The 18,258-nt window shown below is 66.0% G+C and carries 13 protein-coding genes, 1 tRNA gene and 2 pseudogenes; 5 read left to right on the top strand and 11 right to left on the bottom strand.

Annotated features, from left to right (window positions below; translation table 11 throughout):
* Nucleotides 1-227: 227 nt before the first annotated feature.
* A complete protein-coding gene (locus QMZ25_RS01675) occupies nucleotides 228-1,148 on the bottom strand; it encodes a LysR family transcriptional regulator (RefSeq protein ID WP_053520376.1) in 921 nt (306 codons plus the stop codon).
* Nucleotides 1,149-1,287: 139 nt separating this feature from the next.
* Here QMZ25_RS01675 and QMZ25_RS01670 point away from each other — a divergent pair, with 139 nt between their 5' ends.
* Complete coding sequence (locus QMZ25_RS01670) at nucleotides 1,288-1,989, top strand: pirin family protein (protein WP_053520377.1); 702 nt, start codon at nucleotides 1,288-1,290, stop codon at nucleotides 1,987-1,989.
* A gap of 45 nt (nucleotides 1,990-2,034) precedes the next feature.
* On the opposite strand, the gene QMZ25_RS01665 is transcribed toward QMZ25_RS01670, so the two are convergent.
* On the bottom strand, nucleotides 2,035-2,730 hold the full coding sequence (locus QMZ25_RS01665; RefSeq protein WP_065181267.1) for an alpha/beta hydrolase: 696 nt from the start codon (nucleotides 2,728-2,730) through the stop codon (nucleotides 2,035-2,037).
* 185 nt (nucleotides 2,731-2,915) lie between these two features.
* Between QMZ25_RS01665 and QMZ25_RS01660 the strand changes: the two are divergent.
* Nucleotides 2,916-4,051 (top strand): annotated as a pseudogene (locus QMZ25_RS01660) (MFS transporter).
* 7 nt (nucleotides 4,052-4,058) lie between these two features.
* On the opposite strand, the gene QMZ25_RS01655 reads toward QMZ25_RS01660, so the two are convergent.
* Complete coding sequence (locus tag QMZ25_RS01655) at nucleotides 4,059-5,210, bottom strand: alpha/beta fold hydrolase (protein WP_283219023.1); 1,152 nt, start codon at nucleotides 5,208-5,210, stop codon at nucleotides 4,059-4,061.
* Nucleotides 5,211-5,435: 225 nt separating this feature from the next.
* Here QMZ25_RS01655 and QMZ25_RS01650 point away from each other — a divergent pair, with 225 nt between their 5' ends.
* From QMZ25_RS01650 to QMZ25_RS19200, 3 genes and pseudogenes are all read left to right on the top strand, one after another.
* A complete protein-coding gene (locus tag QMZ25_RS01650; RefSeq protein ID WP_193395531.1) occupies nucleotides 5,436-7,814 on the top strand; it encodes a TonB-dependent receptor in 2,379 nt (792 codons plus the stop codon).
* 8 nt (nucleotides 7,815-7,822) lie between these two features.
* Nucleotides 7,823-9,931, top strand: a complete 2,109-nt coding sequence (locus tag QMZ25_RS01645; RefSeq protein ID WP_065174934.1) for a phospholipase C, phosphocholine-specific — start codon at nucleotides 7,823-7,825, stop codon at nucleotides 9,929-9,931.
* Nucleotides 9,918-10,110 (top strand): annotated as a pseudogene (locus tag QMZ25_RS19200) (integrase); the annotation flags it as partial. The gene QMZ25_RS01645 and the pseudogene QMZ25_RS19200, both read left to right, overlap by 14 nt.
* Before the next feature lie 115 nt (nucleotides 10,111-10,225).
* On the opposite strand, the gene QMZ25_RS01640 reads toward QMZ25_RS19200, so the two are convergent.
* The 8 genes from QMZ25_RS01640 to ubiB all read right to left on the bottom strand — a co-directional run bounded on the left by QMZ25_RS01640 (nucleotide 10,226) and on the right by ubiB (nucleotide 18,228).
* Complete coding sequence (locus tag QMZ25_RS01640; protein ID WP_146256229.1) at nucleotides 10,226-10,411, bottom strand: hypothetical protein; 186 nt, start codon at nucleotides 10,409-10,411, stop codon at nucleotides 10,226-10,228.
* Nucleotides 10,412-10,694: 283 nt separating this feature from the next.
* A tRNA-Ser gene (locus QMZ25_RS01635) sits at nucleotides 10,695-10,787 on the bottom strand.
* Nucleotides 10,788-10,864: 77 nt separating this feature from the next.
* Nucleotides 10,865-11,068 (bottom strand): carbon storage regulator CsrA, encoded by a 204-nt coding sequence (gene csrA, locus QMZ25_RS01630; protein WP_053520007.1) that lies wholly within the window; start codon nucleotides 11,066-11,068, stop codon nucleotides 10,865-10,867.
* Between the two features lie 147 nt (nucleotides 11,069-11,215).
* Complete coding sequence (gene alaS, locus QMZ25_RS01625) at nucleotides 11,216-13,864, bottom strand: alanine--tRNA ligase (RefSeq protein WP_283219022.1); 2,649 nt, start codon at nucleotides 13,862-13,864, stop codon at nucleotides 11,216-11,218.
* A gap of 109 nt (nucleotides 13,865-13,973) precedes the next feature.
* Nucleotides 13,974-14,468 (bottom strand): recombination regulator RecX, encoded by a 495-nt coding sequence (gene recX, locus QMZ25_RS01620; RefSeq protein WP_111186069.1) that lies wholly within the window; start codon nucleotides 14,466-14,468, stop codon nucleotides 13,974-13,976.
* A 110-nt stretch (nucleotides 14,469-14,578) separates the two neighbouring features.
* Entirely contained in the window at nucleotides 14,579-15,616 is a 1,038-nt protein-coding gene (gene recA, locus QMZ25_RS01615) for a recombinase RecA (protein ID WP_074901222.1), read from the bottom strand.
* Between the two features lie 204 nt (nucleotides 15,617-15,820).
* On the bottom strand, nucleotides 15,821-16,456 hold the full coding sequence (gene lexA / locus QMZ25_RS01610; protein ID WP_074901220.1) for a transcriptional repressor LexA: 636 nt from the start codon (nucleotides 16,454-16,456) through the stop codon (nucleotides 15,821-15,823).
* A gap of 89 nt (nucleotides 16,457-16,545) precedes the next feature.
* Complete coding sequence (gene ubiB / locus QMZ25_RS01605) at nucleotides 16,546-18,228, bottom strand: 2-polyprenylphenol 6-hydroxylase (RefSeq protein WP_065181390.1); 1,683 nt, start codon at nucleotides 18,226-18,228, stop codon at nucleotides 16,546-16,548.
* Nucleotides 18,229-18,258 lie beyond the last annotated feature (30 nt).

Below are 18,258 nucleotides of genomic sequence, written 5' to 3'. Positions count from 1 at the left end.
CGGGGGTCAGATCCGTTCCGCCAGTTCGCAGGAAACTGTCGAAGGCGGGGTGGGTCCGGTTGCGGGAGTGGCCGCGGCATGGATGCCGCGGCCAAGCCCCCAGGGGCGGGTTTACGGCGTCTCCCGCAACCGGACCCACCCCGTCCTGCCCAGGTAAACCCGCTTCAGCTGTTGCTGTTGCCGTGTTCCCGCCCGTCGCGGGTGCAGGGCGCAGCCCTGCCGCACACCTATCCCCCGGCCATTGCCTGCCACCACTGCGACAGCAACTCCGGCCTGCGCAGGCGCTCGCGCCACCAGCGCAATGCCGCGCCATCCTCACCGGTCCGCCAGGCCAACCAGAAGGTCTCCTCCGGCTTGTGTTCCTCGACCTCACGGATCACCAGTTCGCCTCGTGCCACCGCCGCGCGCGCGCACGGCTCGGGCAGAAAGCCGAAGCCCACGCCCTCGCATTGCAGTTTCAGCTTGCTGGCCATGTCGGGCACTGTCAGCATCTCCTGCCCCATCAGCAGGCCAACCGTACGGGGCAGCAGGCGCCGCGCCGAATCGGACACCGCGATCGCACAGTGCTCGACCAGCTGCTCACGTCCCAGCACGCCCGGCACTGCCGCCAACGGATGATCCGGGGCAACCGCGAACACGAACTCGACCGTACCCAGTGGCTCGACCACGTAGCCACCACCGCTCGGCCCCTCGCCCGGCGCGCCCACCAGCAGATCGGCACGCCGGTCCAGCAGCGCCTCCCAGGTGCCGGACAGCGCCTCGCCGATCAAGCGCAGGCGGGTCGGCGCCTCAGCGCCGCGAAATGCGGCGATGTCCGGACCCAGCAGCCAGGTGGGAAACACCGAATCCACTGCCAGGGTCAGTTCGGTTTCCCAGCCGGAGGCCACCCGGCGCACCCGCAGTTCCAGTTCGCGGGCCGCACGGAGCAGATGCCGGCCCTCATCCAGCAGCGCGCGACCGGCCTCGGTCGGCTCCGCACGCGGGCCCACCCGGTCGAACAGCTGCACGCCAAGATCCTCTTCCAGCTTGGCCACGGTGTAGGAAATGGTGGACGGCACCTTGTGCAGGGCCTTGCCGGCACCCGCAAACGAACCGCGGCGATCGATGGCGTCCAGGATCTGCAGGGCTTCGAGGCTGAGCTTGAGCATTCGAATTTTTCGATGATGGCTTTCAAAACTATCCGTTTTTCAAAGCACCGGCGCAAGCGGATACTTCTCTCCAACAGGGAAACACGGCGATCAATGCCCTGCCCCGCCCCATCGAAAACATCGAACAAGGAGATATCCCATGCTGCAGATCCGCAAGAGTGCTACCCGTGGCCTGGCCGAACATGGCTGGCTGTCCTCGCGCCACACCTTCTCGTTCGCCAACTACTACGATCCGCGCTATGTCAGCTTCGGTCCGCTGCGGGTGATCAACGAGGACAAGGTGATCGGCGGCCAGGGCTTCGGCACCCACAGCCACAGCAACATGGAGATCGTCTCCTACGTGCTGGGCGGCGCACTGGAACACAAGGACTCGATGGGCACCGGTTCGGTACTGCGCTACGGCGATGTGCAGCGCATGAGCGCCGGCAGCGGCGTCAGCCACAGCGAGTTCAACCACTCGGCCACCGAACCCGTGCATTTCCTGCAGATCTGGATCTTCCCGGACACGGAGAACATCACCCCGTCGTATGAGGAAACCCACTTCACGCCGGACAGCAAGCGCAACCAGCTGCGCCTGATCGCCTCGCCCGACGGTGCAGATGGTTCGCTGCGCATCCACCAGGATGCCCGCATCTTCGCCACCCTGCTCGACGGCAGCCACAAGCTGCACCACGCCCTGGGCAGCGGACGCGGTGCCTATGTGCAGGTCGCCCGTGGCCAGCTGCAGGTCAACGGCATCACCCTGGAAGCCGGTGATGCGCTGCAGATCAGCGACGAAGCGCAGCTGACGCTGGAGAACGGCAACGACGCCGAAGTGCTGGTGTTCGACCTGCCGCTGTGAAGTCACGCCCGCGGTGCCGACCGGTACCGCGGGCGACCTCTGGCCTCAACCGCCGACGGCGGCGCAGGCCTCCAGAATCAACGCAGTCACCTCGGCCGGTTTCGACGCCAGCGAGGCATGGCTCGCATCCAGTTGCAGAAGACGCCGGGGCTGGATCCGATCGGCCATCATCGCCTGGTTCTGGGGCGCAATCATCCGGTCCTGGCGCGACAGCTGGTACCAGCTCGGCCTGTGCTTCCACGCCGGATCGGTGATCGCGTCACCAAACGTGCTCGCCAGCGGCGCCTTCTGGGTCACCGCCATCACCCGGCCCTCGTCGGCGGTGAGGTCCTGGCAGAAGCTCTCGTGGAATCTGTCCGCGCGCAGCCACAGATAGCCGTCGCTGTCCGGGGCAAGGTTCGCTGCCGCCTCGGGCAGGTGTTGCTGGGTAATGCCACCCGCACTCTCGCCCTCGTCGGGTGCGAATGCGGCGATGTAGACCAGGCCCTTGACGTTGGCCTCCCTGCCCGCCTGGGTGATCACTGCACCACCGTAGGAGTGGCCGACCAGCAGGACGGGGCCATCGATCTGGCGGATCATCTTCTGCGTGCGGCTGGCATCATCGGCCAGCGAGGTAAGGGGTAGTTCGACCGCCTGCACGCGGTCATGGCCGTTGCGATGCAGTTCCAGAATGACCTTGGCCCAGTGTGCGGCCCCGCCCCAGAAACCATGGACGAGGAGGATGGTCGGCGCAGTACTCATGGATGGATCTCCGGCAGCGGCCAGGCGGAATGCCGACCGTGAGCCCACTGTCGCCGCGCAGCGTTAAACAGCAGTGACGCCCTTGGCGCGCTGCAATCGTATGCATGTCGGCCCCCCTCCGGTGGCACTTGCCGAATGCCCATGAAATCGCTTCCATGTCGGTTCACTGGAGCTTCCTACCGCGCATGACGCCTTCTTCCCCACGTGCCCAGCAGCACGCCACCCGCGCCGCCTTCTTCATTCCCGGTTTCGCCACCGCCGCGTGGGCACCGATGGTGCCCTTCGCCAAGGCCCAGGCAGGGCTGTCCGACGCCGGTCTGGGCGCCGTGCTGCTGTGCCTCGGGCTGGGCTCGCTGCTGGCCATGCCGCTGGCCGGTGCGCTGACCGGTCGCTTCGGCTGCCGTCGGCTGCTGGTGGTCACCTGTGCACTCGTGCTGCTGGCACTGCCGCTGCTGGCGGTGCCGCCTTCGCCCTTCGTGCTCGGTGCGGCCCTGTTCGTGTTCGGCGCGGGCGTGGGTGCGATGGACTGCACGATGAACATGCAGTGGCCGTCGAACGCGAAGCCGGCCGGGTGATGATGTCCGGCTTCCACGCCTTCTACAGCATCGGTGGCTTTGTCGGCGCCGGCTGCATGACCGGTCTGCTGATCCTGGGCACACCGCTCTGGCTGGCCGCGCTGCTCGCGGCGGCGGCACTGCTGCTGGTAGCTGTGCTGTCGGCACCGCACTGGCGTCCGCAACGGATCCTGCACGAAGGCCCCTTGCTGGCACTGCCACATGGCGTGGTGCTGTTCATCGGCGTGCTGGCATTCGTGGTGTTTCTCGCCGAAGGCTCGATGCTGGACTGGAGCGCCGTGTTCCTGGCCGAGGTACGGCAGGTGCCTCGCGACCAGGCCGGCGCGGGCTTCGCGGTGTTCACTCTGGCGATGACAGCCATGCGCCTGTTCGGCGATGGCATCGTCGAGCGTCTCGGCCGCACCCGCACCCTTGTCATCGGCGGCATCACCGCTGCGGCCGGCTTTGCCGTGGCCACCCTGGTGCCATCGTTGCCGGTTGCCCTTGCGGGCCATGCGCTGGTCGGCCTGGGCTGCGCCAACATCGTGCCGGCACTGTTCTCGATGGCTGGACAGCAGCGCGCGATGCCCGAGAACATCGCCATCACGGCTGTCACCACACTGGGCTATGCCGGCATTCTCGCCGGCCCGGCCGCGATCGGCGCACTGGCCCATGCCAGCAGCCTGGGCTTCGCGTTCCTCTGCGTGGCGGCACTGCTGATCGGTGTCGCGCTGTCGGCGCCCGCACTGGCGCGCCGGCTGTCCTGACGATGCATCAACCGCGTGCCGGCTCCGCTGCCGGCACATCGTGCACCAGCCACTCGGCCTGTGCCGGCAGCTGCGGCGCCGGGCAGGTGGACGGGGGGTGCCGTTCGTCGCGCGCCATCCAGTCGTCGACCACACCGGCCAACAGATCCAGCCGCAGCGGCAGGGTGATATGGTCCTCGCCGCGCATCTCGATGTAGTGCGCCCGCGGGTTGGCCTGCGCGAGTTCGCGCCCCTGGCTCACAGGAATGTGCTGGTCGCCCTGCCCGTGCAGCAGCAGCACACAGGCGCGCGTGTCGGCCAGCGCACGGGCCACATCCACATGGTCAAGATCGACATCGATGCGGCGGCTGGCCGCAGCAATCACCTGGTCGATGTCCTGTCCGCCATAGCGCCACCGCGCATATGAGGCCACGGCCTGTGCTTTCCACCCTTCCGGCTGCAGCGCCATCAGGTGCGGAATCATCGTGCGGATGGCTACGCCGGCATTGGCGAACGACTCCATCGCGACGACGCCGGCAACCTGGTCACCGAGCTTTTCAGCGGTGAACACCGCCGTCGCCGCGCCATAGGACACGCCGAACAGATACAGGGGCCCGGTGACTTCGCCGCGTGCGCGCAGCTCAGCGATCACATCGACCACGTCGTCCGATTCGTAGGTGCCATAGCCGGAGGGTCCAGCCCCGGACTGACCGTGGTTGCGCAGGTCGAGCGTGACCACGCGATAGCCCGATCCGGCCAGCTGCAATGACCACGGCAGCATCGAATCGCCGTTCATCATCCAGCCGTGCAGGAGCACCACGGTGCCACGCGGCGCCTGTGCCCGGAACGGCTGCGGCACCGACAGGCTGAGTCCGGTGTCCAGCGGCAGGCCATTCTCATGCCGCTGCGGCAGATAGCGATAGCGGGCGCCGTAGTCGCCCGGATCGAACACGCGCCAGAAGATCGGCACGCCATCACGGCCCGGCGCGAAACCATGGCGATTGGGAATCCCGGCAATGGCCGCAGCGATGCGCGGCTGGTCAAGCAGCGTCGACACGCCGCCCGGCGCGACCAGGCGGTCGGCGAGCGAGGTGGATGCGGCATTCATCGAGGAAGAGCATGCAGCCAGCCACAGGCCGGCGCACGCCAGCAACAGCAGCAGCAGCAGCAGGCGCTTCATGGGCGATCAGGGAAGAAATGCGACAGCGTGGCAGCCTAGCGGGCACCGCGCTTGCCATCTATCGCGGTTCGATGACGGCTTGATGACAGCGCAGCATCGATTCAGCTTGGTGCAGGGCGCCTCCCGCGCCGCGGGTGCAATGAAGGCTGCATCTGCACGTCACCGTCACGTCACTGCCGCTGCCGACACTCCGGGGCTTCCCCCACTCGTGAAGGTCCGGTTTCGATGCCAACGCATGCGCGTATTCCCCGTATCTCGTTGCTTGCCCTGCTGATCGCGCCCACACTGGACGCCCTCGCCGAAGCACCGCAGGGAGAGGGTGACACGACACGTCGCAGTGACGCCCGCACGCTGGACCAGGTCCAGGTGATCGGCCAGGCAACCAGTTACGCCAAGACTGCGGTGCGCACGGAAACACTCAACCGGCAGCTGGTGATGAGCAGCGTCAACGACGCGCTCAACGAAGTGCCCGGCGTGGTCGTCAGCGAGGCCGATGCCACCGGTTCGTCGGTGTGGGGCACGCAGATCAGCATGCGCGGCTTCGTCACCAACCGCGATACGCAGCAGATCGGCACCACCATTGATGGCCTGCCCAATGGTGGCTCGGGCTACGGCGGTGGCTCCCTGGCCAATCGCTACATCGACACCCTGGACCTGGAAACGGTGGAGGTCAGCCAGGGCACGGCTGACATCTCCTCGCGCTCGAACGAGGCGCTGGGCGGCACCCTGAACTTCCTCACCGGCGATCCGCTGCAGGACAGCCGGCTGCGCTTCGTCGTCGGTGCCGGTGACAATGAAGCGCGCAAGTACTACGTGCGCTATGACACCGGCGTGCTTGGCGGCCACACACGTGCTTGGGTCAGTGCATCCTCGGCGCGCGTGCACGATTGGATCGACGGCAGCGGCCGCACCCGCAACGACCATATCGCCGGCAAGTTCGTCACCGAACTGGACCGCTGGACACTCACCGGCTATCTGTCCTACAACGATGCCGACGAACCGGAGTACACCAGCGTTTCGCCACAGGGCTTCGCCACCAATCCGGACCGCGACAACCTGGTCGGCACCCTGACCGGCATTCCCTATCTGGACCAGAACTTCCGTTCCGGTTCCCGTGCCCTGCGCGAGAACACCTTCGGTTACCTGCGCGCGGCCTTTGACGGTGGCAACGGCTTCAAGGCCTCGATGGCGGCCTACGGTCATCGCATGCAGGGTCGCGGCGACTGGCTGCCGCCGTACCTGGCGCAGGTCAGCGACGATGGCAGCGGTCGCCCCGAGTCGGAGTACACCGGCGGCAGCACCGTGTACGGCGGCAGCAACCGGGGCCAGATCTACTTCGTCAATCCGGATGGCAGCGCCGCCCAGCGTCTGGCCACCTGCACGCCGCGGCTGGGCTTCACGGCCGAGTATGATCCGGGCTGCTACGCCGGAAATGTGCTCGGCGCCCAGTCCTACCGCCACACCCACTACGACAACGACCGCATGGGCGTCACTGCCGACGTCGAGTGGCGGCAGACCTTCGGCAGCATCGACAACACGGTCCGCGGTGGCCTGTGGGTGGAAAAGCTGGACCGCTCCGCACGCCGCGACTGGCACCGGCTGCTCAACGTCGGGCAGGACATCGCCTTCGATCACCAGCCGTACTGGGTCCAGTTCGAAGACCGGTACAAGGTCGATGAGCAGATGTACTACATCGAGGACGTGGCCCGCTTCGGCCCCTTCAGCGCGCGCCTGGGCGTGAAGCAGTTCTTCGTGGACCAGTCCCGCCGGCGTGTGATCGGCGCCGCCGAGAACGTCACGTCCGATTCAAAGTCCGATCCGCTGCTGTCCACCGGCTTCACCTGGGCACCCGGTGTTCAGGGCATGGAACTGTTCGCAGGCTTCTCGCAGAACTTCGCGGCCATCCCCTCCGGCGTACTGGGCGAGACCGATCCGCAGCGCTTCCGCAACGTCGAGCCGGAGACCGCCGACAACATCGAACTCGGCATGCGCATCAGCCGCTGGCCGTTGACCGCCTCGGTCACCCTGTACAACATCAAGTTCGACAACCGCATCGTCTACCTGCCGGCCGGTTTCGTCAGCGGCATCGATTACCTGGGCGAGACCGACGGCGTCTACGAGAACTTCGGGGGCGTGGAGAGCAATGGCCTGGAAGCGGCGCTCGGATACGGCTGGGACAACGGCTGGCGGATCAACGCGGCCTATACCTACAACCGCTCGAAGTACCTCGGCAGCGGCGATTCCGCGCGTGACGCCCAGCTGGGCATCGTCGATGGCGCCAAGGTGATCGGCCAGCCCGAGCAGATCCTGGTGGTCTCGGCTGACTGGCAGGGCGAGAACTGGAACTTCGGCCTGTCAGGTCGCTACCTGGGAACGCGCTACCTCGATGCTGCCAACGCCAGCAGACTGCCCTCGGCCACGGTGTTCAATGCCAACATCGGCTTCGATCTGCAGGGCCTGTCGCCACGCCTGAAGGGCATGGGTGCGAACCTGGTGGTGAGCAATCTCACCGACAAGCGGTATCTTGCAGGTGTCGACGGCCGCGACAGCGCCTTCATCGGCGCTCCGCGCACCGTCGGCATCTCCTTCCGCGTGGACCTGTGAGTGAACCCGTGACCGATATCGGCCGTCGCCGACTGTTGCAGGCCGGCCTTGCCGCCGGCCTTTCACCGCTGCTGCCGAGCATCGCCCGGGCCGCCGCGATCGCCCCCGATGCACGCACCCGCAGCCTGCAGGACCTGCAGCACATCGTGGTGTTCATGCAGGAGAACCGCTCGTTCGATCACTACTTCGGCACCCTGCCGGGCGTGCGCGGATTCGGTGATCGTTTCGTGGCCCCCGCCGCCCCCCTGGCGGGCGGTGGCGCTGCGCGCACCCTGTGGCTGCAACCCGATGCCAGCGGCAGCCGCGCGATCGCACCGTTCCCGCTGGATACCGCCGCGCACTTCGGCTACATGCGCGTCGAAGGCACGCCGCACACCTGGCCTGACGCGCAGCGTGCCTGGGACCATGGGCGCATGGGGCAGTGGCCCAAGGCCAAGCAGAATCACTCCATGGGCTACTTCCAGCGCAGCGACCTGCCCTTCCAGTTCGCACTCGCCGATGCCTTCACCGTCTGCGATGCCTATCACTGCGCGATCCAGGCCGGCACCAACCCGAACCGGGTGTTCCTGTGGACCGGCCACAACGATCCCTTTGCCCGCGCCGGCGGCCCGGTGATCGCCAACTCCCACGACAACTTCCCGGAGCACGGCGGCCATCCGGCGTCCTACCAGTGGACCAGCTACGTCGAGCAGCTGCAGCAGGCAGGGGTGTCCTGGCAGATCTATCAGGACATGGCCGACAACTTCACCGACAACCCGCTGGCCGGATTCGAGACCTTCCGGCAGGCGTACCGCGCTGCACCGGGCCACGATCCACAACTTCGCGCACGCGGGGTCAGCACGCGCGGGCTGGCACAGCTGCGCCAGGATGTGGTCGACGGGCAGTTGCCACAGGTCAGCTTCATCATCGCCGACGCTGCCGGCAGCGAACATCCCGGCCCCTCCAGCCCGGCGCAGGGCGCGGCCTACACCGCGCGCGTGCTCGACGCGCTGACCGCTGACCCGGAGGTCTGGAGTCGTACCGCCCTGCTGTTGATGTTCGACGAGAACGACGGCTTCTTCGACCACGTGCCGCCGCCCGCCCCGCCTTCACCGCTGGAGGATGGCTGGGCCGGCGCATCGTCGGTCGGCACCGAAGGCGAATACCATCGGCATCCTGCGCCTGGCGACGAGAAGTACGACGCCGCCGAGCTGCGTGGCCGCCCCTATGGACTGGGCCCACGCGTGCCGTTGTATGTGATCTCGCCCTGGAGCCGGGGCGGCTGGGTCGATTCGCAGGTGTATGACCACACCTCGGTACTGCGCCTGATCGAACGCCGCTTCGGTGTGCCCGCACCGGGCATCTCACCGTGGCGGCGCGCGGTCTGTGGCGATCTGACCCACGCGTTCGATTTCGCCCAGCGCGATACCCGCCCCTTCGTGCAAGCGTTGCCTGACGTCGATGCGGTGGCCGCGCGCGCGGCGGCCCTGCCGGGCCGGACCGTGCCTGCCCTGCCGGAGGGGTTGCACCCTGCACGCCAGGAAGCCGGGGTAAGACCGGCACGCGCCCTGCCCTATCGGCCGCAGGCCCGGATCACCGCATTGGCCGCCGGAAGCATCGATCTGCAGCTGGCCTGCGAAGGAGCGGCAGCGGTACTGCATGTCTACGACCGGCTGCGCCTGGACGCGATTCCGAGGCGTTACACGCTGGTGCCGGGCACGCCCGTGCAGGCGCGCTGGCCGCTTGCTGCCGATGGCCGCTTCGACCTGTGGCTGCTGGGCCCCAATGGATTCCATCGCCACTTCCGCGGCGATGCCACCTCCCCGATGTTGCTGGCGGAGATGGAGCGCGCCGATGGCCAGCTTCGCCTGCGTCTGCGTAATCCAGGCGATGAGCCCTGCCGGGTCCGCGTGCAGGGAGGCGCCTATGCCGGGCACATGCCCGACCAGACGCTGGACATCGCCGCGCGCTCGGAAACATCGCTGGCCTGGGATGCAGCCCCCACCGCAGGGTGGTACGACCTGCATGTCAGCGCAGGAAGCGGTGCGCTGCGCCTGGCAGGGCGTGTAGAGGATGGCCGCCCCGGCACCAGCGATCCGGCGATGGGCAGTGAACCCTTGCGGTTCCAGCACGATTGAGGTCGAGGACGCTCCAGAGAGGGAGATTGCGCTGTTCACCGGACACAGCACGGATTCCCGTGACCGGGTGCAAGCGGATCAGCGCCCCGGAGCTGTACCAGCCCGGCGTGGAACTGCCGCGCGACGAGCGGGGGCAGTGTACCGAACCATTGGGTGATCCGAACAAGTTCTGCCGGTGAGTCCAGTGGCCAGCGCCACCGCACCGCAGAGTCGACAAGTGCACGCGAACTGCTGGAGCAGAAATAGCAAAGCCCTCGCAGGCGAGGGCTTTGAACGCCTTATGAGGCCAGGCAATCAAGCGAGAGCTTCGAACAAATTCTTGAACAGATTTACAACTTCACCGCCCTGACTCCAAATGAACCAAATCGCAGCGACCAATGAAACACCATGCACATCGCGCTTCTTTACTCGGAAGACGTAATAAGCCTCGGACACTGCATTCTTGGAGTCTTCGGACTCAGCTGTTTCGCCCTGTCTCATGATAGCTCTCCTTAGCACCAGAAGACTTGAGCATAGCCTGCCTGCAACACCAGCGCACAGGCGGTGGCGACACGCGTGCGGGTTGTGCCGTGGCGCGCTTGATGACCTTGCAGCCAGCAGAGATTGAAGATCGCTCGGCACATTCGGCCGAATGTAGAAGCGGAAGGTGGTACCACGGCCCAGGTAGTGCGCTATTCGCATGACAGGGTGTCCAAGCAAGTGTCCAAGGCCGCAAAAAGAAAAACGCCCGCAGATCGAGGATCTGCAAGCGCTTCTTTGTATCTGGCGGAGTGAGAGGGATTCGAACCCTCGATAGAGCTTTTGACCCTATACTCCCTTAGCAGGGGAGCCCCTTCGGCCACTCGGGCATCACTCCGGGGATTTCACCGCGGGGGTGCGTCGCACCTCAGCGGGGCGTGAATCATAACGTTAATCACGCGCGAAGGTAAAGCCTTATTCCGCAGAATTTTCACCACCGGCGCTGCCGGCTTCGTCACCACGCTGGATGCGCTGGTAGATCTCTTCGCGATGCACAGCGACGTCCTTCGGCGCAGTGATGCCGATACGTACCTGGTTACCCTTGACGCCGAGCACGGTGACGCTCACCGAGTCACCGATCATCAAGGTTTCGCCGACGCGGCGAGTCAGGATCAACATTTTTGTAAGTCTCCATGGAACCGTGTGGAAGGGTATCCCCCACCGGCTTGACGCTTCGTCAAGAAGCGCTACCACGACAAAGGGAAAAGATTCGCAATGGTACCGTCAGCCGTCCCGCTCCTACAAGAAGGGGGACGGCAGGCTTCATCACAGGCGGGGGCTGACCCATTCGACGACGGCAGCCAGTGCAGTGGCAAGGGCGGGCCCGTCCTCGCCACCACCCTGGGCGAGGTCCGGGCGTCCGCCGCCCTTGCCCCCGATCTGACCGGCGATATGCGACAACAGTTCCCCGGCCTTGACCCGGCCCGTTGCACTGCCGTTCACGCCGGCGACCAGGGCGGCCTTGCCGTCCTGGGCACCTGCCAGCACGATCACCGCGTCTCCCAGCTGCTGCTTCAGGCGGTCCACGGCATCGCGCAGCGCCTTGGCGTCGAAGCCCTCCAGGCGGGCCGCCAGCACCTTCACGCCCGCGACCTCGACCGCCTGGCTGGAAAGGTCGGCGGTCGCACCCGCGGCAACCTTGGCCTTCACCGCTTCCAGTTCACGTTCCAGCTGCTTCTGGCGCTGGCCAAGCGCCCGGATCTTCTCGACCACGTCGGCAGCACTGCCACCCAGCAGCTCGGCCGCCTCGGACAACCGCGCCTCTTCGGCATCGACGTAATCCAGGGCGCCCTGACCGGTGACCGCTTCGATGCGACGCACGCCCGCGGAGACACCGCCTTCCGAGGTGATCTTGAACAGGCCGATATCACCGGTGCGCTTGACGTGGGTGCCACCACACAGTTCGGTGGAATAGTCGCCCATTTTCAGTACCCGGACCTGTTCGCCGTACTTCTCTCCGAACAGTGCCATGGCGCCGAAATCGAGTGCTTCCTGCATGCCCATGGAGTGCACTTCGGCAACATTGTTGGCACGCACCTGCTGATTGACCTTGCGCTCGATCACGGCCAGTTCTTCGGCACTGATCGGCTGGAAATGCGAGAAATCGAAACGCAGGCGGTCCGGCGCCACCAGCGAGCCCTTCTGCTGCACGTGCGTGCCCAGCACCTCGCGCAGGGCCGCGTGCAGCAGATGGGTGGCCGAGTGGTTGAGGATGGTGGCGCCGCGGCGCTCACCGTCGACCTCGCCAGCCAGCACATCGCCCACCTTCAGGTCGCCTTCGGTCAGGGTACCGACATGGCCGTGGAACTGGCCCGCGAACTTCTGGGTGTCTTCCACCGCCAGGCGCACGCCGTTGCCGGTCATTACGCCGGTATCGCCGACCTGGCCGCCGGACTCGGCATAGAACGGCGTCTGGTTGGTGATGACGATGACGGCATCGCCGGCACTGGCCGACTGTACCGGACGCCCCTCCTTGAGCAGCGCCAGCACGGTCAGGTCACCGGCCTGCAGGCGGTCGTAGCCCAGGAACGCGGTCGGGGTGAGCGTCGCCACCAGCTCGGCCGGCAGGGTCACGCCACCGCCGAACTTGCCCGCGGCACGCGCGGTCTCGCGCTGCTGTTCCATCGCCGCATCGAACCCGGCGATATCGACCGTCAGGTCACGCTCGCGGGCGATGTCCTGGGTCAGGTCCAGGGGGAAGCCATAGGTGTCGTAAAGGCGGAAGGCGTCACCACCCGGGATCACGCCATTGCCGGCCCTTGCCGCAACGTCTTCGAAGATTTTCATGCCGGCGTCGAGCGTCTCGGCGAACCGCTCCTCCTCAGCCTGCAGCGCGCGGGTCACGGTGTCCGCTGCCGCCGGCAGCTCCGGATAGGCCTCGCCCATCTGTGCAACCAGCGTCGGCACCAGCTTGCTGAAGAACGGCTGGCGCACACCCAGCATCCAACCATGACGCAGGGCGCGGCGGATGATACGGCGCAGCACATAGCCACGTCCCTCGTTGGAAGGCAGGACGCCATCGACGATCAGGAACGAGCAGGCGCGGATGTGGTCGGCAATCACGCGCAGCGACTTGTTTTCCAGATCGGAGGTGCCGGTCAGCTCGGAGGCCTTGCGGATCAGAGCCTGGAACAGGTCGATCTCGTAATTGGTGTGGACATGCTGCAGGATCGCCGCAAGACGCTCCAGGCCCATGCCGGTATCCACGCAAGGCGCCGGCAGCGGCACCAGAGTGCCGTCCGGCTGGCGGTCGAACTGCATGAACACCAGATTCCAGATCTCGATGAAGCGGTCGCCATCCTCATCCGGCGACCCCGGAGGACCGCCGGCAATGTGGTCGCCGTGGTCGTAGAAAATCTCGGTGCACGGACCACACGGGCCGGTGTCGGCCATCTGCCAGAAGTTGTCCGAAGCGAACGGCGCGCCCTTGTTGTCGCCGATCCGCACGATGCGCTCTTCCGGCACCCCCACCATGTCGCGCCACAGTTCGTAGGCTTCGTCGTCGGTCTGGTAGACGGTCACCAGCAGGCGATCGGCAGGCAGCTTCCAGACCTGGGTCAGCAGCTCCCACGCCCACGCAATCGCGTCCTTCTTGAAGTAGTCACCAAACGACCAGTTGCCCAGCATTTCAAAGAAGGTGTGATGGCGGGCGGTGTAGCCAACCTGGTCAAGATCGTTGTGCTTGCCACCCGCGCGCAGGCAGCGCTGGACATCGGCCGCGCGCACGTAGCTGCGCTTCTCGGCACCGAGGAACACGTCCTTGAACTGCACCATGCCGGAGTTGGTGAACAGCAGGGTCGGATCGTTGCCAGGCACCAGCGGTGCCGACGGCACGATGGTATGGCCTTTGCCCTTGAAGAATTCAAGGAAATCGCTGCGGATCTGGGAGGTGGTGAATTTGGCGGGTGCGTTCATTGGGGGCTGGCAGTCTGCGGGCCGGCGGACCCGGACCACCGGCCGCCTGGGCCAGGGTCGCGACGGACCGCCGAAAACCTAAAGGGTATCAGGCCCGGCGCCGCCAGTCTCAATCGTCAGGGTCGTAGCGGGTCGCACGGCGGATGCTGTCACCGTCGAAGCCCCGCCGCGCCAGCAGATCTGCCGCTTTGCGGCGCTGCGCCAGGTCCTGTGGGCCGGCCTCGCCAAAGCGGCGGCGGACCAGATCACGGGCGTTCTCCTGCCAGTCGCCCTCGTAGCTGTCCATCGCTGCGGCAATCGCGGCACTGTCCAGCCCATGGGTCCCCAGTTCGGCACGCACATGGATGGGGCCGTAACCGGTGTTGGCCCGCATGCGTACCAGGTTCTCGGCAAACCGGGTGTCGTCCTGCCACCCCGCCTCGGTCAGCTTGGCGACCGCTGCCTGCGCGGCTTCGTCTTCGATACCCCGCGCAGTCAGTTTGCGGGTCAATTCCTTGCGTGAATGCTCCCGGCGGACCAGCAGGCCCAGTGCCCGCTGCACCGGAGTCTGCTCGCGAGGCCGGCGCTTTCGGCCTGTCGAGGTAGGTTCGTCGCTGTCGGACATCAATCCCTCCAGGGGTGGCGCCGTCCCTGGCACCCTGCCCATCCTGGGCGGTTCGAACCTGCGGGGTAGAGCGACGTCACTGACGGCGTCACCCTACCCCACAGCAAGACTTACTCGTCGTCGCCTTCGTCGTCGCCTTCCTCGCGGGCGGCCTCGGACGGCTGGAATTTCTCGCGCAGCTCGGCTTCGAGCTTGGCGGCGACGGTCGGGTTGTCACGCAGATAACCGCGGGCGTTGTCCTTGCCCTGGCCGATGCGTTCTTCGCCATAGCTGTACCAGGCACCGGCCTTCTCGACCAGCTTGGCATCCACGCCCATGTCGATCAGTTCACCTTCACGGCTGATGCCTTCGCCATACAGGATCTCGGTGATTACCTGCTTGAACGGCGGGGCCAGCTTGTTCTTGACGACCTTGATCTTGGTCTGGTTACCGATGATCTCATCGCCCTTCTTGATGGCACCGATGCGGCGGATGTCCAGGCGGACCGAGGCATAGAACTTCAGCGCGTTGCCACCCGTGGTGGTCTCCGGGCTCTGGCCCGGCATCATCACGCCGATCTTCATGCGCAGCTGGTTGATGAAGATCACCAGCGTGTTCGAGCGCTTGATGTTGCCGGTCAGCTTACGCAGCGCCTGGCTCATCAGGCGGGCCTGCAGACCCGGCAACTGGTCGCCCATCTCGCCTTCGATTTCGGCCTTCGGGGTCAATGCCGCGACCGAGTCGATCACCAGGATGTCCACCGAGCCGGAACGGACCAGCATGTCGGCGATTTCCAATGCCTGTTCACCGGTATCGGGCTGCGACAGCAGCAGGTCGTCCACGTTCACGCCAAGCTTGGCGGCATAGATCGGGTCGAGAGCGTGCTCGGCATCGATGAAGGCAGCGGTGCCTCCCATCTTCTGGCATTCGGCGATGGCCTGCAGCGTCAGCGTGGTCTTGCCCGAGGACTCCGGTCCATAGATTTCCACCACGCGGCCCTTCGGCAGACCCCCGATGCCCAATGCGATGTCGAGCATCAGCGAACCGGTCGGGATGGCTTCGACGGGCTCGACCACACGGTCGCCCATGCGCATCACCGAGCCCTTGCCGAACTGCTTTTCGATCTGGCCCAGAGCAGCAGCCAATGCGCGCTTCTTGTTCTCGTCCATCGTATTGGTCCTTGCAGAGGTCATTTCGTTGGGGGTGCTGTCTTTGGGGGTCTTCTTTGCCATGGGTTCACTTTAAGGCGGACGTATCGCACAGGCTGAGATTCTGCCCGGCGCTCTGAAAAGAATTATCGGACATCCGTACCAACCTCGGTGGAACCAGAGAATCGCCACAAAAGACCGCGGGGTAACGCACCTTCGAACGCTTCAGCGATTCGGCCGCAACAGGCCGCAGTACAGGCCTTCGATCGAAAAGTCCTGGTCGGGAAGCACTTCGATCGGCTTGTAATCGGGGTTCCGGGGCAACAGCCGGATACGGTCCTTCGCGATCTTCAGCAGCTTGACGGTGATCTCATCATCGATGCGCGCCACCACGATCTGCCCCGAATGGGCGTCGCGGGTGCGGTGCACGCCGATCAGGTCACCATCGAAGATGCCTTCGTCGATCATCGAGTCACCCTGCACCTTCAGCAGGTAATCCGGCGCGGGCGAAAAGAACACCCGGTCCAGCACCACGAAATCGTCCGAGCCGATATCCGCGCCGATAGGGAGGCCGGCGGCGACCCGCCCCAGTACTGGCAGCCGCAGCACGCTGTCGGGCAGCCCGGGCTCGGCCAGGGTCTCCACGGGGGGAGCCTGCACCAGGCGGATGCCCCGGGCCTGGCCGGGAATGCGGCGGATTGCTCCCGCCTGCTCCAGCGCCTCCAGGTGGTACTGGGCCGCGCGTACGCCCTTGAAGCCGAACGCACGTGCGATTTCAGTCTGCGACGGCGGCGCGCCTTCGCTCTCGATACGCTCGGCGATCAACTGCAGGATCGCCTGCTGGGTGTCGGTCAGGTCCATGGTTAGTAGTATTACTACTAACTACAGGAACTGCAAGTGCCGGACACGACAGGGCGAAGCGTGCCGGGCGATGCCGCAGCGAACGACACTCAGTCGTGCCTGCCACTTCTCCAGATGGAGAACAGGATCCAGACGCCGCAGATACCGGCCCCGACGAATCCGGAAACCCCGAGCGCCAGCAGCCAGCGGCTGGAGACCCCACCGACGCTGTGCATGACGATCGATGAGCCGATGATCAGCGCTGCAGTCACGATGCCCATCACCATGCGATTGGCCGCACGGTTCACCTGCTCGCCAAAGCCCTGCAGCGCACTGGTCTCGACCTTCAGCTGCAGGCGCCCACGGCGCGCCGCCTGCACCAGCTTGCGCAGATCGCGCGGCAGATCGCCGGCGAAGTCGATCATTCCCAACAGGCTGCGCCGGCCGCGTTTGAGCAATGCCCGCGGCGCGTAGCGCTGCAGTACCACCCGCTCCAGGAAAGGGCGTGCGGCACTGGCCATGTCGAAGTCCGGGTCGAGCTGCCGGCCCATGCCTTCCAGGGTGAGGAACGCCTTGATCATCAGTGCGAGGTCGGCCGGCAGGGTCAGGCTGTAGCTGCGCAGCAACTGGGTGATGTCGCCCAGCATCAGGCCGATGCGCAGATCCTTCAGCGGCACGCCACGGTACTGGTCAACGAACTGGCTGATGTCGTGCTGCAGCCGGTTCTCATCCACCTCCACGCCCCCGGCCCAGTCCAGCAGGACGTCGGCCACCCCCTGCGGGTCCTGTTCGACCAGCCCGTGCAGCAGTTGCGCAACCTGGAAGCGACGCACTTCGGACAGTGCCCCGACCATGCCGAAGTCGATCACGCCGATGCGGCCGTCACGCAGATAGATGATGTTGCCCGGGTGTGGATCGGCGTGGAAGCTGCCGTCCTCGAGCACCATCTTCAATACGATGTTGGCACCGCGCCGCGCCAGTTCGCGACGGTCCAGCCCTGCTGCGTCCACGCCGGCAAGATCGCGGCCCGGAATGCCGTCCACGAAGTCCTGCACGTTCAGGCTTTCGCAGGTCCACTGCCAATGCACGCCGGGAACAAGGATGTCGTCGCGACCTTCAAAGTTGCGTGCGATGCGCTCCGCGTTGCGGCATTCGGCCGCGAAATCGAGTTCGCGCCGCAGCGATACGGTGAACTGCTGCACCACCTCTGCCGGCCGGTAACGGCGCAGATCCGGAAGACGCGCCTCGACGATTTCGGCCAGCCGTGCCAGCAGGCGCAGGTCGGCTTCGACCACGTCACGGATGCCGGGACGACGCACCTTCAGCACCACTTCGCGGCCGTCCAGCAGGCGCGCGCGATGGGCCTGCGCCAGCGAGGCCGCCGCCATCGGTGTTTCGTCGAGGAAGGCGAATACCTGCTGCGGAGGCGCGCCCAGATCGGCCTCCAGCTGCGCGCGGATCTGCGCATACGGAAGGGCCGGTACCGCATTCTGGAGTTCGGAAAGCTCGGCGATCCACTCCGGCGGCAGCAGATCGACACGGGTCGCCAGCACCTGTCCGAGTTTGACGAACGTCGGACCGAGGTCCTGCAGGGCGCTGCGCACCCGCACCGGCGCGGTCATCCGCAGCAGATGCTGGCGGTCCTCGTTCCAGTGCAGCAGGCGCCCGGCACGCTCCAGCACCGTGGCCAGGCCGATCCGGCGCACCACGTCGCCGAAGCCATAACGGATCAGGACCGCTGCAATTTCCTGCAGCCTCCCCAGGTCACGGACGGTGCCCAGCGTTTCCCACATCATGCGTGCTCCGGACGATTACCGCAGCAG

Source organism: Stenotrophomonas sp. RS-48, from assembly GCF_030053245.1.
GTDB classification, from domain to species: Bacteria; Pseudomonadota; Gammaproteobacteria; order Xanthomonadales; family Xanthomonadaceae; genus Stenotrophomonas; species Stenotrophomonas maltophilia_P.
The sequence above is the reverse complement of the archived record's forward strand: the minus strand, read 5'-3'. Positions and strand labels throughout refer to the sequence as shown.